Annotated in this window: 20 protein-coding genes; 13 read left to right on the plus strand and 7 right to left on the minus strand. The window is 30.3% G+C overall.

The features are described from left to right. Nucleotides 1-3,632: reprolysin-like metallopeptidase (locus Q8S45_RS05335; protein ID WP_305601931.1), on the minus strand; the 3,632-nt coding region annotated here is incomplete at its 3' end. A 138-nt stretch (nt 3,633-3,770) separates the two neighbouring features. Here Q8S45_RS05335 and Q8S45_RS05340 point away from each other — a divergent pair. From Q8S45_RS05340 to serS, 3 genes are read left to right on the plus strand one after another with little or no spacing between them, the layout of a single operon-like run. Continuing rightward, nucleotides 3,771-4,709 carry a bifunctional riboflavin kinase/FAD synthetase gene (locus Q8S45_RS05340; RefSeq protein WP_305601933.1) on the plus strand — a complete coding sequence of 313 codons (939 nt, stop codon included), beginning with the start codon at nt 3,771-3,773 and terminating at the stop codon, nt 4,707-4,709. 1 nt (nt 4,710) lies between these two features. Then, nucleotides 4,711-5,250 carry a hypothetical protein gene (locus tag Q8S45_RS05345; protein WP_305601935.1) on the plus strand — a complete coding sequence of 180 codons (540 nt, stop codon included), beginning with the start codon at nt 4,711-4,713 and terminating at the stop codon, nt 5,248-5,250. A 53-nt stretch (nt 5,251-5,303) separates the two neighbouring features. Then, the gene (gene serS, locus Q8S45_RS05350; RefSeq protein WP_305601937.1) at nt 5,304-6,578 is read left to right on the plus strand and encodes a serine--tRNA ligase; all 1,275 of its coding nucleotides are present in this window, start codon (nt 5,304-5,306) and stop codon (nt 6,576-6,578) included. Here the strand turns inward: serS and Q8S45_RS05355 are convergent. Next, nucleotides 6,571-6,714 (minus strand): hypothetical protein, encoded by a 144-nt coding sequence (locus Q8S45_RS05355; RefSeq protein WP_305601939.1) that lies wholly within the window; start codon nt 6,712-6,714, stop codon nt 6,571-6,573. The genes serS and Q8S45_RS05355 overlap by 8 nt on opposite strands. Before the next feature lie 134 nt (nt 6,715-6,848). Here Q8S45_RS05355 and Q8S45_RS05360 point away from each other — a divergent pair, with 134 nt between their 5' ends. From Q8S45_RS05360 to mgtE, 4 genes are all read left to right on the plus strand, one after another. After that, the gene (locus tag Q8S45_RS05360; protein WP_305601941.1) at nt 6,849-8,624 is read left to right on the plus strand and encodes a tetratricopeptide repeat protein; all 1,776 of its coding nucleotides are present in this window, start codon (nt 6,849-6,851) and stop codon (nt 8,622-8,624) included. A 148-nt stretch (nt 8,625-8,772) separates the two neighbouring features. Beyond that, nucleotides 8,773-9,105, plus strand: a complete 333-nt coding sequence (locus Q8S45_RS05365; RefSeq protein ID WP_305601943.1) for a DUF4286 family protein — start codon at nt 8,773-8,775, stop codon at nt 9,103-9,105. Between the two features lie 2 nt (nt 9,106-9,107). Beyond that, nucleotides 9,108-9,884, plus strand: a complete 777-nt coding sequence (gene rsmA, locus Q8S45_RS05370) for a 16S rRNA (adenine(1518)-N(6)/adenine(1519)-N(6))-dimethyltransferase RsmA (RefSeq protein WP_305601945.1) — start codon at nt 9,108-9,110, stop codon at nt 9,882-9,884. Next, nucleotides 9,874-11,226, plus strand: a complete 1,353-nt coding sequence (gene mgtE / locus Q8S45_RS05375; RefSeq protein ID WP_305601947.1) for a magnesium transporter — start codon at nt 9,874-9,876, stop codon at nt 11,224-11,226. Before rsmA ends, mgtE begins: the two co-directional genes overlap by 11 nt. Nucleotides 11,227-11,385: 159 nt before the next feature. On the opposite strand, the gene Q8S45_RS05380 is transcribed toward mgtE, so the two are convergent. Next, entirely contained in the window at nt 11,386-11,916 is a 531-nt protein-coding gene (locus tag Q8S45_RS05380) for an RNA methyltransferase (RefSeq protein WP_305601973.1), read from the minus strand. A gap of 134 nt (nt 11,917-12,050) precedes the next feature. On the opposite strand from Q8S45_RS05380, the gene mutS reads away from it, so the two are divergent. From mutS to Q8S45_RS05400, 4 genes are all read left to right on the plus strand, one after another. Then, complete coding sequence (gene mutS / locus Q8S45_RS05385; RefSeq protein ID WP_305601949.1) at nt 12,051-14,660, plus strand: DNA mismatch repair protein MutS; 2,610 nt, start codon at nt 12,051-12,053, stop codon at nt 14,658-14,660. Between the two features lie 47 nt (nt 14,661-14,707). Continuing rightward, on the plus strand, nt 14,708-16,441 hold the full coding sequence (locus tag Q8S45_RS05390; RefSeq protein WP_305601951.1) for an alpha/beta hydrolase-fold protein: 1,734 nt from the start codon (nt 14,708-14,710) through the stop codon (nt 16,439-16,441). A gap of 137 nt (nt 16,442-16,578) precedes the next feature. Continuing rightward, nucleotides 16,579-16,896 (plus strand): twin-arginine translocase TatA/TatE family subunit, encoded by a 318-nt coding sequence (locus Q8S45_RS05395; RefSeq protein WP_305601953.1) that lies wholly within the window; start codon nt 16,579-16,581, stop codon nt 16,894-16,896. 2 nt (nt 16,897-16,898) lie between these two features. After that, nucleotides 16,899-17,459 carry a phosphatase PAP2 family protein gene (locus tag Q8S45_RS05400; protein WP_305601956.1) on the plus strand — a complete coding sequence of 187 codons (561 nt, stop codon included), beginning with the start codon at nt 16,899-16,901 and terminating at the stop codon, nt 17,457-17,459. On the opposite strand, the gene Q8S45_RS05405 is transcribed toward Q8S45_RS05400, so the two are convergent. From Q8S45_RS05405 to Q8S45_RS05420, 4 genes are all read right to left on the minus strand, one after another. Next, entirely contained in the window at nt 17,460-18,101 is a 642-nt protein-coding gene (locus tag Q8S45_RS05405) for an O-methyltransferase (RefSeq protein ID WP_305601959.1), read from the minus strand. A 313-nt stretch (nt 18,102-18,414) separates the two neighbouring features. Continuing rightward, complete coding sequence (locus Q8S45_RS05410; protein ID WP_305601962.1) at nt 18,415-18,981, minus strand: sigma-70 family RNA polymerase sigma factor; 567 nt, start codon at nt 18,979-18,981, stop codon at nt 18,415-18,417. 29 nt (nt 18,982-19,010) lie between these two features. Then, nucleotides 19,011-21,947, minus strand: coding sequence for a PAS domain S-box protein (locus Q8S45_RS05415; RefSeq protein ID WP_305601964.1), 2,937 nt, complete (start codon nt 21,945-21,947; stop codon nt 19,011-19,013). Between the two features lie 98 nt (nt 21,948-22,045). Further along, nucleotides 22,046-22,840, minus strand: coding sequence for a sensor histidine kinase KdpD (locus Q8S45_RS05420; RefSeq protein WP_305601965.1), 795 nt, complete (start codon nt 22,838-22,840; stop codon nt 22,046-22,048). A 165-nt stretch (nt 22,841-23,005) separates the two neighbouring features. Between Q8S45_RS05420 and panB the strand changes: the two genes are divergently transcribed. Together panB and Q8S45_RS05430 are read left to right on the plus strand one after the other, a co-directional pair. Next, nucleotides 23,006-23,824, plus strand: coding sequence for a 3-methyl-2-oxobutanoate hydroxymethyltransferase (panB, locus tag Q8S45_RS05425; protein ID WP_305601967.1), 819 nt, complete (start codon nt 23,006-23,008; stop codon nt 23,822-23,824). A gap of 61 nt (nt 23,825-23,885) precedes the next feature. After that, nucleotides 23,886-25,238 carry a D-2-hydroxyacid dehydrogenase family protein gene (locus Q8S45_RS05430; protein WP_305601970.1) on the plus strand — a complete coding sequence of 451 codons (1,353 nt, stop codon included), beginning with the start codon at nt 23,886-23,888 and terminating at the stop codon, nt 25,236-25,238. The last annotated feature ends 149 nt before the right edge of the window (nt 25,239-25,387 follow it).

A 25,387-nucleotide genomic window follows, 5' to 3' on the forward strand; every position in this document is an offset into this window, starting at 1 on the left:
AAATTACCATTGGTTGGATTAGGATATGCAATTATTCTCTGATACAAATCAACTTTTTCTAAAAAAACACCTTCACAGTCAATACTGGTTTTAACCTGTACTTCATCTCCGTGTTTAACATCTACTGAAAACTGAGGTGCTGATGTTTGAAATAGCATTTTATCATTCACAAAAACATCAAAAGGCGCGGTACCTTGTACCATTTCTATTTCCATTTTATTAGAAAAAATACTCGAATTACCCTTAGCGGCAGTTCCAGCCGCAATAACTACTTGATAACACTGCTCATAGCTTTGCCCAGTAACCGTAATACAAAGTGTATAAGTTCCAGGTGTTAATGGCAGAGAAGCAAAATTATTGTTGATAAAATTAGTAGCTACCCCGCTTATTGTTGCAATATAATTCTGAATGGCCGTTGCGGTTATTTTTACTTGCCCGTTATTTTTCCCTGGACATGTCTCACTTATTACCTGTATTACATAATTGTTAAATGGAAGTGTAAATTTAGTGCACCCATTTGAAGTTACTGTTTCCCCAGACGGAGTATTCGGACAAAGGTCATTGGCATTATTAACCCCATCTTTATCGCTATCATCAGACACTATTCCACAAATATCTATGCTCCAATTATTAATTGTTCCAACATCTTCTGGCCCTCCATCAACAACTTTTAAGGTCCAATCACCAAAACCATTGCTAGTATTAAACTTAGATAAATCACCTTGAGGGCTAAAAGAGCCTGTAAAAGGTGGTATCCCAAAATTAATGGCTGTTAAGGTATTATCGCTATTAAAAATTGTATTAGTATAATTTACGCCTTCATCACCATTATTAGCAGAAAGTAACACTTCTTCTCCCTGTGGATTAATTAAAAATAGGGATAAATCACCAATCCAAGGGTGAGTAATATTTACAGTTATATTTACATCTGTTACAACAATATAATCGGTTATCTTTATGGTAGAACCTATACCCGAGGTATTGTTGTCAGGAATTTCTATAGGAGTATGAACTGATGCCTTATTAAAACAAATTTCATTTTCAGTTTTAAAACTAAAAATTGAAGAATAACTGCTCGTACCGCAATTATTGATTCCTTTTACTCTCCAAAAATAGATTGTATTTGGCATTAAAGATGAAGGATTCAAAGTGTTGTTTATAACCGTTGAAGACTGTACTATAGTTGAAAATGTATTATTGGTTGAAATTTCTACTAGATAGCTTTTTGAGTTAACATGAGTTTCCCAACTTAATTTAAATGGCTTCGGAACATTTACAACATTATTTAACGGTGCCGTTAAAATAGGAGCTGTTAGCACCGTTGAAAAAACATTAAGTGCAACCGAAGTCGATTTAACCTTTGTTGCAGAGGTTCCTGTAACTGAAATGGTATGAGGACCAACATCATTATTTTCAATACTATTAATGGTCATAGTTACGACCGTATTATTACTAATTGCAGTAGTTGGGCTAAAAGTTGCCGTTGTTCCGGTTGGAAGATTTGAAGCAGAAAAGGTGGTTGTTTCATTAAACCCCGAAAAGGTATTATAGGTGAAGTTATACACCACACTATTTGGCGCACACGTTTCTTTTTCATATGCCGCAAAATTCATTATAAATTCAGAGGTCTGAATAGTTATAGTACCTTTATTAATAGTGTAAAAAATATTGTCGACACTTTCAATTTTGATTCTTCCGGAAGTAGTTGTAATATTTGGTACTACTATTTGTTGAGAACCATCATTTGAAACATTTGAAGCTAAAACTGTAGGAAAAGTATTTCCTCCATCTGTTGATAACAAAATGTTTACAAAATTGCAACTAACAGGAGATACATTGGTATTGGCAACGTCCCAAGTAATTAGTTTTGAAACACCACTGTCCCAACTTTCAATGGTAAGTTGAGAAGTAAATTTAAAAGGACCCGAATTGCCATCGAAGGCGACCGTCGTTTCTTTACTCGTAGAATGGCCTCCCCCAACAAAATTATCTCTAACTGTTACTCCAAATCGCATTGATCTAGAGACCGAAGGTAATTGTTCCCAAGTTGTTCCTAAATTCCCTGCTAAAACAGTAGTCAATTGTGGGAAAAATCTTTTGGATGATGTTGAAGGACTCATTGATCTAAAAGCTGGTCCGCCAGTAGCTGTTGAAACTGGAGGTGCTGTTGTAATTTCCGTATTTAATTGTTCCCAAGTAAAGGTTAAATTATCACTATTAGCATCGGATGCTATTGCGTTTAAAACAAAAGGAGTTGAGATTGGAACAATATAATTTGGTAAATCAACAACTGTAGGCGCCACATTTCCAGTAACCGAAATTGACCCACATGTGCTATTACCATTTGTAATATTTGCCCACATTTCTCTAATACTAACTACATGAAAATAATCGTCACTCTTATTTTGTACATTTTGAGGGGCACATATACCTGAATATGCCATAATAGTTGATCCACTTCCAGGTTCCACTGCAGTTGCATCGTTTCGGTTTCCTCCACTACAATTTCCGGCATCACCATTAAAGGTATGATGAGCTCCAAACTGATGTCCCATTTCATGAGCAACATAATCTATATAATATGAATCTCCTATTGGCTGACTAGATCCTGTAATTCCTCTTGCTTTTTGAGTTGTACATGGTGAATTTAGTTGGGCTAAGCCACCACCACCCGTGCTAAATGTATGGCCAATATCGTAACTAGTTGAACCTATTGTAGCGTTAATTACTGTTTGACTTTCATTAATTAAAGCGTTAGAATCTGAATTTGAAAAACCATCTGTAGCGCTATCCAAAAAAATAAGATTTGTATTATTTGCAACTAAAATCATTGTCAATGCTAAATCACGTTCAAAAATCGCATTAACCCTTGTCATAGCATCAACAATAGCTAGTAAAACTGCTGCTTTTTTTTCTGCTTCAGTGGCAGTTGCTAAAATTCCTTTATTTGTTAAATGAAATTGTGAATATTCACCGGTAGTTGCAATTGCCAACCTAAATGTTCTTAACTGACCTCCACTTGCATTTTCTGCTTTTGCACTATTACCAGAAGACACATATTTAACCTTTTCTGTTGTATTTATTTCATCAAATTTACACTCAAAAGGCTCCGTTAAAGGAAGTTCATTTTTAGCATAAACTATATATGAGTCGTTTGAAATAGTTAAAGGATCTATAAAAGTAGTAATCCCATCATGAAAAATCATACCATGAAAACCTTTAGACGAAACGCTAAATCTAATAGAGGCTGTTGGATTATCAATACTTTTCCCAGCATATGATTTAATTGTTGGATACTTTTTTTCCAATTCTTCATCCATAATTGATGCTTCAAAAACCTCATAATTATCAATTTTTCCAAATGAGTTTGGAAAAGAAACTATGGTAGAAGATTTTAACTTTTCGCCCTTTCTTTTAGGGGCATTTTCCAATTTTAACTTAAGGGCTTTTAAATTAAGATCAAACTCATGAGATTTATTTGGAAAAGTTCTTCTTTCAATCTTTTGCACATTTGATTTATTTGATTCAATATTTTTGAACCATAAATCGTTTTTATTTTGCCCCGTAACCGCAGTTAAAGCTGCAATTAACATTATAAAGGTGCTGAAATATTTATAGCGTTTTTGACTCATATTTAGTTGTTTGGGGTAATTATTATTCGATAACAAATATAAAATAATTTAACTTCCTTACAATTTATAACCATAAATTACATCGTTAAAATAATTAAAGTATTTTTACAGCTCAAAATTTTAAATAACTTTTCTGCTTTGAAAATTTATAATGATGTATTTAAGTTTCGTTCTCAGCAAAAGACCTTTGTAACCATAGGAACTTTTGATGGAGTACATTTAGGGCATCAAAAAGTAATCCAAAACCTTGTTATTGGTGCTAAAAATGCAAATTCTAAATCAGTTTTACTAACTTTTTTCCCACATCCCAGAATGATATTGAAAAAAGGTAACTCTATTGAACTGTTAAACACATTGGAAGAACGAATTAAATTACTTGAACAAACAGGATTAGACATTTTAATTATTCAAGAGTTTAATTTTCAGTTTTCAGAAATTTCAGCTTATAATTTTGTGAAAAATATTTTGGTTGAAAACCTAAATATTTTAAAATTAGTAGTTGGTTACGATCATCAATTTGGGAAAAATAGAGAAGGGAGTTTTGAGCAATTAAAAGATTACAGTTCAGAATTTGGATTTAAACTTGAAAAAATAATTCAAAAAGAAATTAAAGAAATTGCAATTAGTTCAACTAAAATTAGAACTGCCCTTAAAAGTGGAAAAATAAAACTTGCAACCAAATATCTAGGTTATAATTACACCTTAACAGGTACAGTTGTACAAGGAAAAAACTTAGGAGAAAAAATTGGATTCCCAACGGCTAATTTAAAATTAACAGAAACTTATAAATTAATTCCAAAAACTGGTGCATATATTGTAAAATCTGTTTTAAAAAACATAACGACTTACGGAATGATGAATATAGGGTATAGACCAACCGTAAATGGGCAAAACCAAACCATTGAAATTCATTTTTTTGATTTTTGCGACAATTTATATAATGAGAAAATCCAAATTTGCATTTTAAACCACCTAAGAGATGAACGTAAATTTGATACTATTGAAAATCTTAAATCTCAATTGATAAAAGATAAAAAAAAATCATTAAAATTTATTAAATTGCTTCAAACCACTTAAAATGAAATATTTATTTATTTTTGTTTTCCTTTTTTCAATTACCTCATGTAATACATCCAAAACAATTGTAATTAAAGAAAAAATAATTCAAAATTTAGAAACGTGCCTTGCAAATGGCGATTGTGAAATTCAACTATTGCCAGATTCTTTTTTAGAATTTAAAAAAGATGAATTTAATAATTATTATCCAATTATTTCAGAAGGAAACAACACAGTAATCATTTATACTTTTACAAAAAAAACTGATAAATCTCTACAAGATAATAGTTATAAAGAGCTTATTTACATACAATTAAAATCTCCTTTTAAAAAAATTAACCTAAAAGATAAAGATTTAGAAAAAGTGCAATTATTTTATGGTCGTCTTTGTTTTTGCAAGGGTGAAAGTGGTTATTTTCCAGTCGAAAAAGGTTCCTTCAAAATTACTAATTTGACCAAAAACTCATTCGATTTAGAGATTTTATTTAACACTCATAAAATACCTCAATTGATTACTGAAATTAAAGAACATATTATTTTAAAATCAAATTCAAGTAATTAGTTAAATTAAACTTCATTTTATTAAATTTGCCTTTCAATTAAAGGATTTTAGTCATGTTGCAAGTAGCATTTATTAGAGAAAAAAAAGAAATTGTTTTAAAAGGTTTAGCCAAAAGAAATTTTAAAAATGCTTCAGCATTGGTTGAAAAAACCTTGCAAGTAGATGAAGAAAGAAGATCTATTCAAACAGAATTGGATAATATTTTAGCAGAATCAAATAAATTATCGAAAGACATTGGGTTTCTTTTTAAGCAAGGAGAGCCTAAAAAGGCTGAGATTTTAAAACAAAAAACCATCCACTTAAAAGACCTTAGTAAAGATTTAAGTGAAAATCTTGCGACTAAATCGAATGAACTACAAGAGTTATTATACTTAATCCCAAATATTCCTAATGAAATTGTCCCAGTTGGAAAATCTGCTGATGATAATGAAACTATTTTTGAAGCAGGTGTAATTCCAACATTAGCGGAAGGCGCTTTACCTCATTGGGATTTAGCAAAAAAATACGATATTATAGATTTTGAACTTGGCAATAAAATTGCCGGCGCTGGATTTCCTGTATATAAAGGAAAAGGCGCAAAATTACAACGTGCACTTATTAATTATTTTTTAGATAAAAATACCGCAGCTGGTTACAATGAAGTTCAAGTGCCACATTTAGTTAATGAGGCTTCTGGATTTGGAACAGGTCAGCTACCAGATAAAGAAGGGCAAATGTATCATGACGCAACAGATAATTTATATTTAATTCCAACTGCCGAAGTACCTGTTACTAATATTTTTAGAGACGTAATTTTAAAGGAGGAAGAATTTCCTTTATGCCTAACTGCCTACACGCCTTGTTTTAGAAGAGAAGCCGGTTCTTATGGAGCACATGTGAGAGGTTTAAATAGACTACATCAATTTGATAAAGTTGAAATTGTAAGAATTGAGCATCCATCAAACTCTTACATTGCATTAGACTCAATGGTTAACCACGTGAAAGATATTTTAAATGAACTTGAGTTACCTTATCGTATTTTACGTTTGTGTGGTGGCGATATGGGATTTACCTCTTCACTTACCTACGATTTTGAAGTGTTTTCAACGGCGCAAGATAAATGGTTAGAAATTAGTTCTGTATCAAATTTTGAAACTTTTCAGGCAAACCGTTTAAAATTGCGATTCAAAAATAATGAAGGTAAAAGTGAATTAGCACATACTTTAAATGGGAGTTCACTAGCCTTACCGAGAGTTTTAGCCGGATTGTTAGAGAATTATCAAACGCCTGAAGGGATAAAAATTCCAAAAGTATTGGTTCCTTACTGTGGTTTTGATATCATTAATTAGATTGAACTGTAATAATTAATCTTTTATAATAATCAGCTTCAATTAATGCGTTCATATATGCATTAATTTGACCCTTTCTCATAAATTCCAAAGCACTCTTTTTTGCAGTTTCGTATTGTTTAAATAGATTTTTCATTTGGTTGGTTTTTGTTAATATTTATTAAAATTCAATTTCCGTGCCAAAATAATTTTTACCAAAAAAATCCAATTTATCATTTAACAAATTCTTACTTTTAGTTTCGTTATATTTGAAATACAATTTTATTAATTATGCGTTATTTTCTTCTTTTTGTTATCCTTTTAATTTCTTCGCACATAGGTGCGCAAGATCAATTATTGGGATCTCAATATTATAGAAATGGCGATTATGAAAAAGCTTCAGAAATTTTTAAAAGTTTGTTCGAAAAAAACCCCATTAACAGTAATTACTTGAATTATTTTATAGATTGCTACCAACAATTAGAGCGTTTCAATGAAGTTGAAGTAGTTATAAATAAGCAACTAATTAGTTTACCTGAGCAAGATTATTTATATGTTAAATTGGGTTACAATTACCAACTTCAACACCAATATGAAAAAGCCCTCCCATACTATGAAAAAGCGTTAAAATCCATAGAAAAATCTCCCAATCTTGGGTACCAAGTTGGTAAAGCATTTCAGGATTGCCATTTAGTCGATTATGCTTTACAAGCATATACTAAAGCTATGAAACATTATCCTACCTCTAATTATAATGCACAAATTGCCTTTTTATATGGAGAAAAAGGAGAGGTTGAAAAAATGTTCGATGCCTATTTAAATATGGTAGCTCATAATCCTGATTATTTAAATATCTCCAAAAGCTATATTGGTAATTTTATTACAGATGATGCTGAAAACGAACATAATAAATCGTTGCGAAAATTATTATTACAACGCTCACAAACAAATCCAGATACAAACTGGAATTTATTGCTTAGTTGGTTATTCGTGCAGCAGCAAGATTTTAATAAAGCACTTATCCAAGAAAAAGCACTCATAAAAAGAAATGAAGGCGATTTGAAAAACATTGTAGAAATAGGTAAAATGGCATTTGAAAACAATGATTTTATGGCCTCAAAAAATTGCTTTTTTTTTATTCTAGAATCTCCTCCTACCGTTGAAATTGCCCTAACAGCCGAACGGTATTTACTAGAAATTGAATTAGTAAATTCTAAAAACCTTAGTGATATTGAAACAAAATTTCAAACACTATTTACCAGTTATGGAACAACAAGAAACACACTTGAAATAGCTGTTTTATATGCTGATTTTTTAGCTTTCAAAAAAAATGAAATAACCGAAGCTCTTACCATTCTATATCAATTATTATTATTGCCACTTACTAATTTTGAGAAAGGAACTATTAAAATAAAAATAGCAGATATATTGGTGTTTACTAACAAGTTTGGAAATGCACTTATCCATTATACACAAGTTCAAAACGAATTAAAAAATCATGCTATTGGGCAGTTAGCACGATTTAAAATTGCGCAAACTTCTTACTTTAAAGGCGATTTTGAATGGGCACAGTCTCAACTAAGCGTATTAAAAAATTCAACTTCACAACTAATTGCAAATGATGCCCTCGATTTAAATTTATTAATTACCGATAATGCAACAATAGACAGTTTAAAAGTTGCCCTTAAAAAATATGCCATGGCAGAATTATTGGCTTTTCAAAATAAAAATAAGGACGCTATAGATACATTACAGCTTGTTTTAACTAATTATAAAGGGCATTCCATTGAAGACGAAGCATTACTAAAACAAGCTAAATTATTTGAAAAAACCAATCAATTTGAAGCTGCAATAACTAATTATTTAAAAATAATTCAATTAAATTCAAAAGATATTTTAGCAGATGATGCTCATTATTTTTTAGCCGAATTGTATTTAAATAAACTTAATAACGTTCCAAAGGCAAAAGAATACTATGAAAAAATTATCTTTGATTATCCTTCCAGTATCTATTTAGTTGATGCACGAAAAAAATATAGAAACCTAAGAGGAGACGAAATGTTATAGGCATTAGGCAATAAACTTTAGTTTTTAGTTGTTAAAGAGGATATGACAAGTAAAACATACACTATTATTTTTTTACCTTTGAGACCTTAACCTTTTTAACTTTTAACTTTTAACTTTTAACTTTTAACTTTTAACTTTTAACAAAACTATGTATATCTACAATGTAACCATTAATATAGACGAAAAATACGATGAAGAATGGCTGAATTGGATGAAAAAAACACATATTCCAGCTATGTTAGCAACTGGAAAATTTTCCAAAGCTAAATTGGTTCAAGTTATGATTGATGAAGAGATGGGCGGAACCACCTATTCTGTTCAATACACAACAGATAGTCTAGAAACATTACAAGAATATTATAAAGATGATGCCGCGAGATTACAAGAAGAAGGTCTTAAATTATTTAAAGATAAATTTGTAGCTTTTAGAACTGAATTAAAGGTTATTACTGAACTTTTTAGTATGAGTTTAACCAATTAAATATGACTGTAAAAGCAAAAAAATATTTAGGTCAACATTTTTTAAAAGATGAGCAAATTGCAAATAATATTGCTGATTGTTTAACTCAAAATGGGTATTCTACTGTGTTAGAAATTGGCCCTGGAATGGGTGTATTAACTAAATATTTACTTCAAAAAAATTATACCACGCACGTCATAGAAATAGACAAAGAATCCGTTGCTTATTTAGAAGAACATTATCCTTCCTTAGCTTCAAATATTATTTCAAAAGATTTTTTAAAAATTGATTTAGCGAGCCAATTTAATAATGAGCAAGTTGCCATAATAGGGAATTTCCCTTATAATATATCGTCTCAAATTCTTTTTAAGGCCATTGAAAATAGAGCTGTAGTACCTGAGTTTGCAGGAATGTTTCAAAAAGAAGTTGCACTTCGTATTGCAGAAAAAGAAGGAAGTAAAGTGTATGGAATTATTTCTGTACTTACTCAAGCCTTTTATGATGTGGAGTATTTATTTACTGTTCCTCCAACCGTTTTTAATCCACCTCCAAAAGTAGATTCTGGTGTTATTAGACTCATTAGAAAAGAAAATTTTATGCTACCCGTTAATGAAAAATTGTTTTTTAAAGTAGTGAAAACTTCATTTAATCATAGGCGTAAAACATTAAGAAATAGCTTAAAACCATTTAATTTATCTGACGATTTAACGAAAGATAGTATCTTTACAAAACGTCCTGAACAATTATCCGTGCAGGAATTTATAAATCTCACTTCAAAAATAGAAAAAGATGTCGTTTGAAATTACAACTGCGTACATTGATGAAATTAAAGCATTAATTCAAGAAAAAAATAATGAATCGCTTCTTCATTTAATGGAAGACCTTCATTACGCAGATATTGCTGAAATAATTGAAGAACTCGAGATACCAGATGCGATTTATTTAATTAAATTGGTTGATAGTGAAACTCATTCAGAATTAATTGCTGAATTAGATGACGATACCCGTGAAAAAATATTTAGAGGCCTTTCTTCAAAAGAAATTGCTGAAAGAATTGATGATTTAGATACTGATGACGCAGCCGATATTATTTCCGAACTTTCTGAAACTCAAAAAAAAGAAGTAATTTCTCATTTAGAAGATGAAGAACATGCCAGAGATATTATCGAACTTTTACGATATGATGAAGATACTGCCGGTGGTTTAATGGCAAAAGAGCTTGTTAAGGTAAATGAAAACTGGACCGTGCTAACTTGTGTAAAAGAAATGAGAGCACAAGCTGAAGAGGTTTCTAAAGTTCACTCAATTTACGTGGTAGATGATAATGATTTATTAAAAGGAAGACTTTCTTTAAAAGACCTTCTTACCACCTCAACAAGAACCGAAATTAAAGATATTTACATTAAAAAAGTAGATTCGGTAAATGTAAATGACGATGCCGAAGATGTGGCAAAAATAATGCGAAAGTATGATCTTGAGGCCATACCAGTAGTAGATGAACTTGGTAGATTAGTAGGTAGAATTACAATTGATGATATTGTAGATGTTATTAAAGATGAAGCTGAAAAAGATTATCAAATGGCTGCTGGTATATCACAAGATGTTGAAGCAGATGACAGCATTTGGGATTTAACAAAAGCACGATTGCCTTGGCTTGTTTTAGCATTGTTTGGCGGATTTATTAGTGTATCTGTTTTAGGTGGATTTGGAGAGGCGTTGGAAAATTATAAAGAACTTTTCTTTTTTACCCCTTTAATTGCAGCAATGGCTGGTAATGTTGGAGTGCAATCTTCAGCAATTATTCTTCAAGGTTTAGCAAACGATAGTTTAAAAGGCTCTTTATGGAATAGACTTATTAAAGAAATTTTATTAAGTTTATTAAATGGATTAGTACTTGCCGCTTTATTAATGTCGGCCGGAATGTATTTTTTAGGGTTCGATTTTAAAGTGGGATTAACTGTCGCAATATCTTTAGTTTCTGTTATAATAATTGCTTCTATTATTGGGACTTTTGTTCCTATTATTTTAGATAAAAGAGGAATAGACCCTGCAATGGCAACAGGACCATTTATTACAACAAGTAATGATATTTTTGGAATTTTAATTTACTTTTTAATAGCAAAATTAATTTTAGGGTTTTAATTTTAAAAAAAAATAACAGCAACTTATCTGCTGATATTTGATACCATAAATATTACCCTAACGCATCACATATGTAAAGTTTTTTGTTATCAATTTTGAGCTCTAGTTCTTTTATATTTGTCCGTTTTACCTCTAACCTTCAGCCATTTAACCTTGTGCCTAAAACCTAAACTTCTTAAACAAATCCCATAGTACAACTCCAACACTAACTGAAATATTCAAAGAATGTTTGGTGCCAAACTGTGGAATTTCAATACAAATATCTGCTTCTGATACTACTTTTTGTTGAACTCCTTTTACTTCATTTCCAAAAATAACTGCATATTTCTGATTAAACTCAATGTTAAAATCTTGCAACATGGTGCTATTTTCAGTTTGTTCAATTGCAATAACTTTTAACTTTTCAACTTTTAACTTTTCAACTAAAGAAAGTGTGTCTTCAACATATTCCCATTCTACAGAATCGGTGGCTCCCAATGCAGTTTTATGAATATCTTTATGCGGTGGTTTTGCCGTAATACCACACAGGTATATTTTTTCAATTAAAAAAGCATCACTTGTTCTAAAAACAGAACCAATGTTGTTTAAACTTCTAATGTTATCGAGCACAACAATTAGAGGAATTTTAGTTGTTTCTTTGAATACATCAATAGAAGGTCGTCCTAATTCGCTGTTCTTTAATTTTCTCATATAGTTGTTTAACTGTTTAATCATTTAATCTTTTAACTGTGAAATTGCTCATCTAAAGGAAAATTCGTATTTCGTAATTCGCAAATCTTAATTAAAAATGTAACTTCGCAAAACTAACCTAATTTCCTAAAAAATTGGCAGCAAAAAAAGAGAAAGTCACTCCATTAATGAAACAATACAATGCTATAAAGATAAAATATCCTGATGCAATGTTGTTGTTTAGAGTAGGTGATTTTTATGAAACTTTTGGTGAAGACGCCAAAAGAGCTTCTCAAGTATTAGGAATTGTTTTAACTAAAAGAGGTGCTGGAAGCGAAAGCGAAACAGCCCTAGCGGGTTTTCCTCATCATTCCTTAAATACATATTTGCCAAAATTGGTAAAAGCAGGAATGCGCGTTGCTATTTGTGACCAATTGGAAGATCCAAAAATGACTAAAACCATTGTAAAAAGAGGTGTAACAGAATTGGTAACTCCTGGTGTTGCGCTTAATGATGAAGTTTTACAATCAAAAACAAATAATTTTTTAGCAGCAGTTCACTTTGGGAAAAGAAATGTTGGAATTTCATTTTTAGATATTTCAACGGGTGAATTTTTAACCGCTCAAGGCTCTATTGAATATATAGACAAATTACTTTCAAATTTTAATCCGAGTGAAATTTTAGTTCAAAAACAATATAAAAAAGAGTTTAGTCAACATTTTGGAAATCGTTTTTATACTTTTTATCAAGATGATTGGGTTTTTGAAACCACATTTGCTTTAGATATACTTACCAATCATTTTAAAGTAAAAACATTAAAAGGTTTTGGAATTGATGATTTACAAGAAGGTATTATTTCGGCCGGAGTGGTTTTGCATTATTTATCTGAAACACAACATAACAACCTCCAACACATAGGGGTGATCAATCGTATTTTTGAAGACAAATTTGTTTGGATGGATAAATTTACCATTCGAAATTTAGAGTTGTATCATTCTAATCAGTTAAATGCAGTTACACTTTTAGATGTTATTGATAAAACCATTTCTCCAATGGGAGGTCGTTTGTTAAAACGCTGGTTGGCATTACCTTTAAAAGATCTCGATGCTATTAAAAAACGGCACGATGTTGTTAAATATTATTTAGACAACGATTCGTTTTTTGAATTAACTACAAATCAAATCAAACAAATAAGTGATATTGAACGTTTGATTTCTAAAGTTGCAACAAATAAGGTAAGTCCACGTGAAGTTGTTGTACTTAAAAACTCGTTAGATGCTATAATTCCGATTAAGGAAGCGGCTGAAAAAAGTAGCAACACTTCATTAAAAATAATTGGAGAGCAACTTCAAAATTGTAATTTATTACGTGAAAAAATCGCCTTTACTTTAAAAGAAGATGCGCCTGTAAACATTAATAAAGGAAATGCCATTGCTACAGGAGTTTCTACAGAACTGGACGATTTACGAGCTATTTCTTCATTGGGAAAAGGCTATTTAGATGATATGTTGGCACGTGAAATTGAGCGATCAGGAATTACTTCTCTAAAAATAGCATTTAATAACGTTTTTGGCTACTACATTGAGGTTAGAAATACTCACAAAGATAAAGTTCCGCAAGAATGGATTCGGAAACAAACACTCGTAAATGCCGAACGCTATATTACTGAAGAATTAAAAGAGTACGAAACAAAAATATTAGGGGCCGAAGAAAAAATTAGCGCTTTAGAGCACGCGTTGTTTCATCAACTTGTGACTGAAATTTTAGAATTTATTAAACCAATTCAATTAAATTCTCAATTAATTGGACAACTAGACTGTTTGTTATCCTTTGCTTTTATTGCAAAACAATTTAATTATGTTCGACCTCAATTAGATGAAAGTACCAATTTAGAAATTATAAACGGACGCCATCCAGTTATTGAAAAACAGTTACCTCTTGGAGAAGAATACATTGCAAATGATTTGGTTTTAAATAGAAACCTTCAGCAAATTATAATGATTACAGGTCCAAATATGAGTGGTAAATCGGCCATTTTAAGACAGACCGCATTGATTGTTTTAATGGCTCAAATGGGTAGTTACGTTCCTGCTCAACATGCAAAAATTGGAATTGTAGATAAAATATTCACCCGTGTTGGCGCTAGCGATAATATATCGATGGGCGAATCTACATTTATGGTAGAAATGAATGAAACTGCAAGTATTCTAAACAATATTTCTGAAAGAAGTTTGGTGTTGTTAGATGAAATTGGACGTGGAACAAGTACCTATGATGGTATTTCAATTGCTTGGGCAATTGCAGAATATTTGCATGAACACCCATCAAAAGCAAAAACTTTATTTGCTACACATTATCATGAATTAAATGATATGACGATCTCCTTTGACAGAATTAAAAACTTTAACGTATCGGTAAAAGAACTAAAAGATAAAGTTATTTTTTTACGAAAATTAGTACCTGGTGGAAGTGAACATAGTTTTGGTATTTATGTGGCTAAAATTGCTGGAATGCCTTCTTCAGTTATACATAGAGCTACAAAAATGTTGAAGCAGTTAGAGAAAAATCACACCAACGCTGATGTTAAGGAAACATTAAAAAATGCTGCTGAAAATGATCTGCAACTAAGCTTTTTTAAATTAGATGATCCACTATTAGAAAACATCAAAGAAGAGATTTTAGCTACCAATATTGACACACTCACGCCTATAGAAGCTTTAATGAAATTGAATGAAATAAAAAGAATGTTAACTAAGAAAAAATAGTTTCATATTATTTTATTAAATTTAATCTCGTTCTTAAATTAACTATTATGAAAAAAATCATCGCCTCATTCATTGTTTTATCAATTTTTATCAGCTGTAAACCAGCGTTGGAAACCGAATCAAAAATTGCAATAGCTGTTTCATATTCTGATGAAATGAGTACTAAAAAATTAGACGGCAGAATGTTGTTAATGCTTTCAACTAATAATAAAGAAGAACCTCGATTTCAAATAGGTGAAGGATTAAATAATCAGTTAATTTTCGGAATGAATGTCGACCAATTAACTGCAAACCAAGAAGTTAATTTTGATGAAACAGTTTTTGGTTTTCCTATTGAAAGCCTTCAAAATATCAAGCCTGGAACTTATTATATTCAAGCCTTATTGCATGTATATGAAACATTTAATTTGGAAACAGGTCAAACCGTTAAACTACCAATGGATAACGGAGAAGGACAACAATGGAATAAATCTCCTGGAAATTTGTATAGTAAGCCCGTTAAAATTGAAGTTGGTGAAAAAGGTATTGAAAACCTATCGATTGTTTTAGATCAAATAATTCCTGAAATTCCTCAACCTGAAGATACAGAATGGATTAAACATGTAAAAATAAAATCAGAGAAATTGTCCAAATTTTGGGGAAAAGATATGTATTTAGGTGCTCATATTTTGCTTCCAAAAGGGTTTAATGCCCATCCGGAAGCTAAATACCCACTAATGATTTTTCACGGACATTTTCCATCCAATTTTGGTGGGTTTAGAACAACACCTCCAGATAAAAATTTAACTCCTGAATATTCAGAACGATTTAGTTTAGATGGCTATAATATTATTGAACAGCAAGAGGCCTATGATTTTTACAAAAGATGGAACGAACCAGATTTTCCTCGATTTATTATTATCGAAATTCAACATCCAACACCTTACTACGATGATTCTTATGCAGTAAATTCTGCAAGTCAAGGACCTTATGGAGATGCAATTACCTTTGAACTTATTCCATATATTGAAAAACAATTTAGAGGACAAGGCGAAGGCTGGTCTCGGTTTTTATATGGAGGCTCTACTGGTGGTTGGGAAGCTTTGGCTGTTCAGGTAAAATACCCTGATGAGTACAATGGCTGCTTTGCTGCTTGTCCTGATCCTATTGATTTTAGGGCTTATTGTTTAACCAACATTTATGAAGATGAAAATGCTTATTTTTATAAAAGTGAGCATAAAAAATTGGAAAAACCAGCACATAGAGATTATTTAGGTAATATTTCTTCAACAATGAAAGAGTCTAATCATTTAGAATTGGTTCTTGGAGATCATTCAAGATCTGGTGGCCAATGGGATATTTGGGAAGCTACCTATTCTCCTCAAGATAAAGATGGTTATCCTGTTAGAATTTGGGATAAAAAAACTGGTAAAATAAACCACAAAGTTGCAAATTATTGGAAAGAAAATTACGATTTAAGGTATATTTTAGAACGTGATTGGGACAAATTAGGAGAAAAATTGAAAGGTAAAATCCATATTTATTGTGGCGATATGGATAATTATTATTTGAACAATGCTGTTTATTTAATGGAAGATTTTTTAGAAAGTACAACTGATCCATATTATGAAGGTGAAGTAGCTTATGGAGATAGGGCCGAACATTGCTGGAATGGTGATCAGGAAAATTCAAATGCTATTTCTAGATTAAGATATAATACTCTATATGTGCCTAAAATAATGAAACGCATTGCTGAAAGTGCCCCTAAGAATGCAGATTTAACAAGTTGGAGATATAAATAAATTAGTATAATAAAACAACTATTTTACATCTAAATACATCAACAGTAAGAAGTTTTTTTTAGTATTGTAAGTCATCCAAAATTAGCTTATAGTTAATTAAGTATTTATATTATCTTTGTACTTTAAATATCCTAATTATGTATTTATTTATTAGTGGCGGCGAAATATTTGTAATTCTACTAATTACTGTAATGTTATTTGGTGCAGATAAATTACCTGAAATTGCTCGAGGTTTAGGAAAAGGTATGCGCCAAATAAAAGATGCTACCAACGATATAAAAAGGGAAATAAAGAACAGTGCAGAAAAAAATGATTTGGATATTGATATTGTTTCAAAAGTTAGGGATGAAATAACAAAAACCAAAACTAATTTTGATGATTTTTCTAATCCAATTAAGAAAAAAATTCAAGATAATATTGATGATATTACAGGTCCTATTAAAAGAGACATGTAATTTTGACTTTTTTTGATTCCATTTTAAATTACGACCAACAATTACTTATTTTTTTACATCAACTTGGAAGTGAGTCTTGGGATAATTTTTGGATTATTTGTACAAATCCGCTTACTTGGATTCCTTTATTTTTTGTGTTATTCTATATAGGTTTTATTTCTTTTGGTCTAAAAATTACTAGTTATATTTCAATTATAATTGCGCTAAGTGGAATTACAGCCCTTACTTCTGTTAATTTAATTAAAAATTATCTACAGCGATTAAGACCCATTTATGATGAATCAATAAATGAACATTTAAGAATTTTAATAGAACCAAGCGGTTTCAGTTTTGTTTCAGGCCATTCAACAGTTTCGTTTACAATTGCTTTTTTAGCTTTTTGGGTTATGAGAAAACATCAAAAATTTAGCTTTTTATTTTTTTTGTTTCCCACATTATTTGCCTACAGTAGAATTTATTTAGCCGTACATTATCCTAGTGATATTATTGCTGGAATGTGTTTAGGTTACATAATTTCGTTGTTTTTTTACAAAACTTTTTTGGTTAAAAAAATAACGGTTTAACTATTTAACCCTTGTAATTGAAAGTCCGTCTCTTATTGGAAGCAACACCGTTTCTATGCGAGGATCTGTATTTAATAAATGATTGTATTTCACTAATTCTATGGTATCTACATCTTTTGGGTCTATTTCTTCTATTACTTTACCGCTCCATAAAACATTATCTGATAAAATTACTCCGCCTTTATTCATTTTATCAATAATAAGATAAAAATAGTTACAGTAATTTTCTTTATCGGCATCAATAAAAACCAAATCAAATTTTTTGTTAAGTGTAGGAATAATTTCGAGTGCATTTCCAACTATACCACTAATCTGATTTTTATAATTAGATTTTTCAAAATACCCTTTTGAAAAATCTTCTAGTTCTTCATTTTTATCAATTGTAATTAACGCTCCGTCTTCTTGAAGTCCTTCGGCTAAACACAACGCCGAATAACCCGTATAAGTCCCTATTTCTAATATGTTTTTTGGGTTAATTAATTTAGAAAGCATTGCTAATAATCGACCTTGATAAGCACCACTTAACATGCGTGGATTGAGTACTTTTTGCCAAGTTTCTTTATTTAATTGTTGCAAAAGTGCGGGTTCTTCTTGAGTATGTTGAATAACGTAGTTTTCTAATAATTTAGGTAAAAAGTCCATTGTATATTATAATAAATGAGGTGATATTTACATTAAAATTTCAACTAAACTTAACCTATTTTTTCTTTAATGTTATTTTCCATACAACACTTTTCTTCATTATTAAGGCATTTTAAATAACTACTATGTTGATGCTTGTGTTTCTTAAAACATTTAGATAAAATAGTGTTTTGCCTAGAATAAATATTGCAATATTTACAATGAAACATATGTATTATTAGTTTTATTTTCTCCAAAAAAGAAGCTTCATTGTATTGACTTTTATCACATATTGAAGTTGCCTGGTCGCAATTTAATTTCATCATAATCATTATTATTTTTTAAACCAATTATCTTCCATACATTTTCTTAATTGTAGTCTAGCTCTATGAATAATTACCCAAAGATTGGACGACGAAATATCCAATTCCTTACATATTTCTTCTGTTTCCAATTCCTCTATGGTTTTCATTCTAAATACTATTTCATATTTTTCTGGCAAGGCACTTATGCATTTTTCCAGGGCATTCCCAAGCTCTCTATTTTCTATGTCTTTTTCAACTTCACTTACCCAAGATGACGGTACTCTTTCTTCAATCCACTCTCCCGCATGTTCTCCATCATCATAAAAATTCATTCGAACTTCAGCCTTACCTTTGATGGAATTTATTTTACGGTAATAATCAATAATTTTTCGTTTTAATATGGCAATCAGCCAAGTTCTTTCACTTGCTTTTCCTTCAAAATTTTTCATTGCATTTAAGGCTGCGAAAAATGTTTCTTGTACTAAATCTTTCGATATTTCATGATTATTTATTCTGCTAATGGTATAATTATACAAATAATCAGCATGCAATTTCACCCATTTTTCAGGAGTTAATATGTGATTTTTTTCTAGCATTAAGAAAGATTTAAGAGCTAAAATACTTATTATTTGCTTGAAAATTTATCTATAAGATAAAATAATTTTTCCTTTTCAATAGGTTTGGATAAATATGAATTGAAGCCTAATTTAAGTGCGCTTTCTTTATCAGATTCCATTGCAAAGGCAGAAAGCGCAATGATTGGTAAGTTAGGTTTTACTTTTTTAATGATTAACATGGCCTCATTGCCATCAATTTTCGGCATTTTTATATCCATTAATATTAAGTCCAGTTCATTATTTAGTGCTTTCTCAATCGCTATTTCACCATTAGTTGCTTCTAATATTTTAAATTTTGTTTTTGAGAATAATTCATTCATATACATCATATTGTATTCTTCATCTTCAGCTACCAGAATGGTAATTTCTTTTTCCATGATAATATTAATTTTTGGTTCTTTTTCTACCACCGAAATTATATTAAATTCTTTAGATTTTAGGTAAGGAATAGTAAAATATATAGTTGTTCCTAGGTTACTAGATGTTAGCCATATTTTACCATTAAATAACTCTACAAACTTTTTTGATATTGCCAAACCTAAACCTGTTCCTGAATGTCTTTTACTTAAATCTTCTTGAGCCTGCACAAATCGGTCAAATATTTTGTGATGTGAATTTTCTTCAATTCCAATTCCTGTATCTTTAACATAAAATTGCAACATATTATCTATCAAATCGTATCCAAAAGTAATACTTCCTTCTGTAGTGAACTTAAAGGCGTTAGACAATAAATTGGTTAAAATTTGATTAAATTTTGTTTCATCAATTTCAATTATACTTTCAATATTTTCTAGTCCTTTATGAAGTTTTAATTCTAAATTGTGATTCAACGCTTTAGGCTTAAAAAATTTAAATAGATAATCAAGTGTTTTATTGATATTAACAGGCTTATAACTCAGTTGAACAACTCCAGCTTCAATTTTTGAAATATCTAAAATATCATTTACAATACGTAATAATTGCTTACTGCTATTTATGACAATTTTTGCGTATTTAGTTCGGTCTCCTTCACTTAAATTTGGATCCATAAACAACTCCGAAAACCCAATAATACCATTCATAGGAGTTCTTATTTCGTGACTCATATTTGCTAAAAAAGCAGACTTTAATTTATCAGCTTCTTGTGCTTTTATCAAGGCGCTATTTAATTCACTTTCAATATTTTTTTGCTGAATTGCAGTACTAATTTGGTTAGCAACAAATTCTAACAATTTTAAATCGTTTTCCGTATATGCTTCTTGATTAGTATAACTTTGAACTACAATAGCTCCAAACACTTCATTTTTATTTTTCAGAGGAACACCCATCCAAATTTTCATAGGTTCTCCAACCAATTCTACAACACCTTTATCAATTAATTTTTGATGGTCTTTATTTGTTAACAATAAAGGTTTTTTAGATTTTATTAGATAACCTGTCAACGATTTTCCAGCAGGAAAATTTGTAATATCATCTACTTCATCAATTACAAAAGGAATTGAAATTGAATCTTTCTCCTTGTTATAAAGTGCAATATAGAAACTATCCGTGTCAATTATTTTGTGCATTTCTTGTTGTACAATTTTACAAAAATCTGAAAAATCTGAATTCTCAAATGCCGCTTTTGAAATATTGTAAATAACTTTTTCTAATTTTTCATTTTTTATTCTCTCTGAAATGTCTATTACCGTTGCATGAATTGTAGTAGAATTATCACTTTCACCAATTTTTGTAAATGAAACCTCACATGGGAATACAATTCCCTTTTTATTTTTATGAAACCAAACAAATCTATTACTTCCTTTTTCAACAGCGCTATTTATATGTTCCTCAGCTTTTTGAAAAGAGTTACTTCCATCTGCCTGAAATTCCGGAGAAATTTTAGAGGGGTGAATATTCAAAATTTCATTTTTGGAGTTATATCCAAACATTTTTAAAGCAGCTTCATTAAAATCAGTAAATATTCCATTTTTCAAAATCATTACTGGATCAAAGGATTTTTCAAAAATATTTCGATATTTTTTCTCTGATTTTTCTAAAAGTAAATTAGCTTTTATTTCTTCAGAAATATCATCAACTAGGCAGGAAGTACCAATAATTTTTCCTTCAGCATTTTTAAGAGAAACACTATACCAATCGCAGGTAATAATTTCTCCACTCTTTGTTATATTTTCATTCGTTTTTTTAAACCCTTTATCTTTTAAAAATAAGGTTTCTCGGAGGTGTCCCATTTCATCTAATAAATTCGGAGGAGTCAATAAATTTGCAGCATAGGTTCCTACCACATCTTCTTCCTTGTGACCAAATATTCGTTCTGCAGATTTATTCCATTCTAAAATTTTATACTCTAGATCCCATACAATAGATGCTAATGGCGTATTTTTAAAAACATCTTCTAAACGCTGCTTGCTCTCTAAAAATTTATTTTCAACTTTTTTCCTTTCTGTTATATCTTCAACAGAAACTACTACATTTTCAAATGTTTCCTCATCACCTTCAATAACATTAAACCTTACCAAGGTATTTATTTCGTTACCTTCAAATGTTTTATTTATACTTTCTATTTCTGTTTCTTTAACTCCCGATAAAATATCAATTAATAATTTTGTAAAACCTTTTGTTGAATTTTCCGTAAAAACATTACTTAAATTTTCTAATAAATCTTGCTTGTTTTTAGCCTTATAAAGTAATACAGCAGCCTTATTTACCTCCTTAATAACAACCTTAGATACCAATGTTGGTAAAATTGAAGGATTCTTTTTTAAATACGCTTGAACATCTAATTTTTGATTACCAATACATTGAGTAATGTATGCCTTAACCTGTGAAAAATCTTCAATCCATAGAGAAATAGGGGAATACTCAAAAAAGATCACATATTTTTCAAACAAACTTTTATAATTTTCTGATTTATCTGAATCTGAAGCCTTACTGTTAGAAGGATATGATAAATTATGCTCATTCATAATTATAAGGTTCTTAGGGGTTTAGTGAAACTAAAGATACATTTTTATCTTATTCAAAACTTAACCTTCTGCTTTTAAAATTGTTAAATATTAAAAATTTAATTTTTTGGGAGCTTAAATTTAATAATTGTTCCTTCGTTAAAAGTACTAGAAATAGAAATATCACCTTTATGAAATTGTACTATTTTATTTGCAATTGTTAACCCTAAACCCAAACATTTTTGTCCATCTTCAGAATAGGTGTTCACCACATAAAATTCGTTAAATACTTTTGCTAAATCATTTGGTTCTAAACCAATACCTTGATCGGCAATTACTGTTTCAATTTTATTTTCATGCTCAATAACTGCAATTTCAACTGTGCCATTATCTTTCGAATACCTAAATGCATTATGCAACATATTGTAAATTGCGATAGTTATTTCATCATCGCTGGCATATATCATAAGTTGAGCTTGAGGAAAATTCTTTATTATTTTAATGTTTTTTTCATTACAAGTCTCTTTAAATTCATCAATTATTGAATTTAAAAACGGCAAATAATCAATGTTTTTATACAAAAAGGCAGTTGTTGAATTCTGTAATTGTGTGATTTTTGCAATTGCATTTAACAATGTTAAGGAAAACTCAGCCGACTTTTTAATGATAGTAATATGTTTTTCTAACTTTTCTGGAGTATATTTTTCCAAACTTTCCAACATCATATCAGAAAAAGAATATATAACTCCAACAGGGTTTTTTAAATTATGACTAATTTTACTGACTCTAAGTTTATTAGCTTCATTAACTGTAACTAATTCACATTCCTTTTCTTTTAATTTTAAGGTTAAATTAAGTACCTTTTCTTCTAATTCTTTAATTCGATTATCGTTTAATTTTTGACTCTTTTCCAAAATAATTTACTTTTTCCGTAAATATACTTGTAAAAAAATAATATTCAAATTTTTGAATATCATATTATTAAAAGATTTTTCAATGCAATAATTATAAATAAAATTATTGACTATTACAAAATACTAAATTTCCTTACTTTTACTTTTTCAATTAAACCTTTTCAAATGGCAAAAGCTAAAAAAGACTATAAACGAATTACCACTAAAAGCTTGGTGGAAATGAAAAATAACAATATTAAAATCGCTATGCTTACGGCATACGATTATACAATGGCTAAAATTGTTGATAATGCCGGTATTGATATTATTTTAGTAGGTGATTCGGCATCAAATGTAATGGCTGGACACGAAACCACATTGCCTATTACCTTAGACCAAATGATTTACCATGCAAGCTCTGTAGTTAGAGGTATTGAACGCAGTTTGGTGGTGGTAGATTTGCCTTTTGGAAGTTACCAAGGAAATTCAAGAAGTGCTTTAGATTCTGCCATTAGAATTATGAAAGAATCAGGTGGTCATGCCGTAAAATTAGAAGGAGGAAGCGAAATAAGTGAGTCGGTTTCAAGAATATTAACTGCCGGTATTCCTGTTATGGGACATCTTGGCCTAACGCCTCAATCTATTTATAAATTTGGCTCGTATTCTGTTAGAGCCAAGGATTATGATGAAGCTGAAAAATTAAAACAAGACGCCAAACTCTTAGAAGAATTAGGGTGTTTTGCCTTGGTTTTAGAAAAGGTTCCTGCTAAATTAGCCAAAGAAGTAGCTCAAAGTTTATCAATCCCAGTTATAGGTATTGGTGCTGGAAATGGCGTTGATGGTCAAGTTTTGGTTACCCACGATATGTTGGGAATGACGCATGAATTTCATCCTCGTTTTTTACGCAGGTATTTAGATCTTTATTCTGAAATGACCAGAGCTTTTGAACAATATATTAAAGACGTGAAAAGTTGTGATTTCCCAAATGAAAATGAACAATATTAAAAGCCCCCTAAACCCCCAATGGGGGAATTTATGCTAAAATGGGAAAAGAAAATACTAAAAAATGAGAATTCTTCTATTAGATACCAATCATGAAATACTTCAAAATGGTCTTGAAAAATTAGGCTGTATTTGTGATGAAGATTATACTTCAACCAAACAACAAATTGAAGAAAAAGTTAATAAATACGAAGGAGTTGTTATTAGAAGTAGGTTTAATATTGACACTCAATTTATAGATAAAGCTACTAATTTAAAATTTATTGCCCGTGTTGGTGCCGGGTTAGAAAGTATTGATGTTTCCTATGCCGAACAAAAAGGAATTCAACTTATTGCTGCTCCCGAAGGAAATAGAAATGCTGTTGGAGAGCACGCCTTAGGAATGTTATTGGCATTATTCAACAACATTAAAAAAGCCGATTTAGAAATTAGAAATGGAAAGTGGTTACGTGAAGCTAATAGGGGCATTGAATTAGATGGCAAAACGGTTGGGATTATTGGATATGGAAATATGGGCAAAGCATTTGCCAAAAAACTAAAAGGTTTTGATGTAAATGTAATTTGTTTCGATATTAAAGAAAATGTTGGTGATGAAAATTGCAAACAGGTTTGTTTAAAAGAATTACACGAAAAAACTGATGTCTTAAGTATACATACCCCTTTTAATGAGTTATCTCATAAAATGATTAACCAAGAATTTATTTCTAAGTTTAAAAAACCTATTTACTTCATAAATACAGCTAGAGGTTCTGCTGTTGTCACAAATGATTTAGTGGAAGCGCTCGAATCAAAAAAAATTCTTGGAGCCTGTTTAGACGTTTTGGAATATGAAAAAAGCTCTTTTGAAAATTTATTTGAAAATGAAGATTTGCCCCACTCTTTTGAATATTTAATTAAAGCCGATAATGTTTTATTATCACCACATATTGCAGGTTGGACGGTTGAATCACACTTAAAATTGGCACAAACAATTGTTGATAAAGTAGAAAAACAATTTTTTAATACTACTCCACCAGAAGAAATTCAACCACAAAAAAGGGTTACAGGTATTGGTGGCTTATTTTTCAAAAGCGAAAATCCTGAAGTCATTAAAAACTGGTACAAAACCCATTTAGGGTTTAACGTTGATCAATGGGGTTCTACTTTTTGGTGGAAAAATAATGAGAACCAACCGGCGAGTACACAGTGGAGCCCGTTTAAAAATGATACAACTTATTTCGATCCATCCAAAAAAGAATTTATGTTTAACTATAGGGTAGCAGATTTAGTTGGGTTACTTAAAAAGTTACATGAAGAAGGAGTTACTCAGACAGGAACTATGGAAGAATATGAATATGGAAAATTTGCTTGGATTTTAGATTGCGATGGAAATAAAATTGAATTATGGGAACCTATTGACACTCCATTTTTAACATAAAAAGATTAAATTATTAACCCGACGGCATTATATCTATAATTATCAAGCTGCATATTGAATATCTTTATGATTGAAATATTTTTGAACTCTATCTGGATTTTGAACTAACATTTGCATATGGTTTTCTAAATTTTCTTTAAGTTTTTCAT

This window comes from Lutibacter sp., assembly GCF_030692605.1.
Lineage (GTDB): Bacteria > Bacteroidota > Bacteroidia > Flavobacteriales > Flavobacteriaceae > Lutibacter.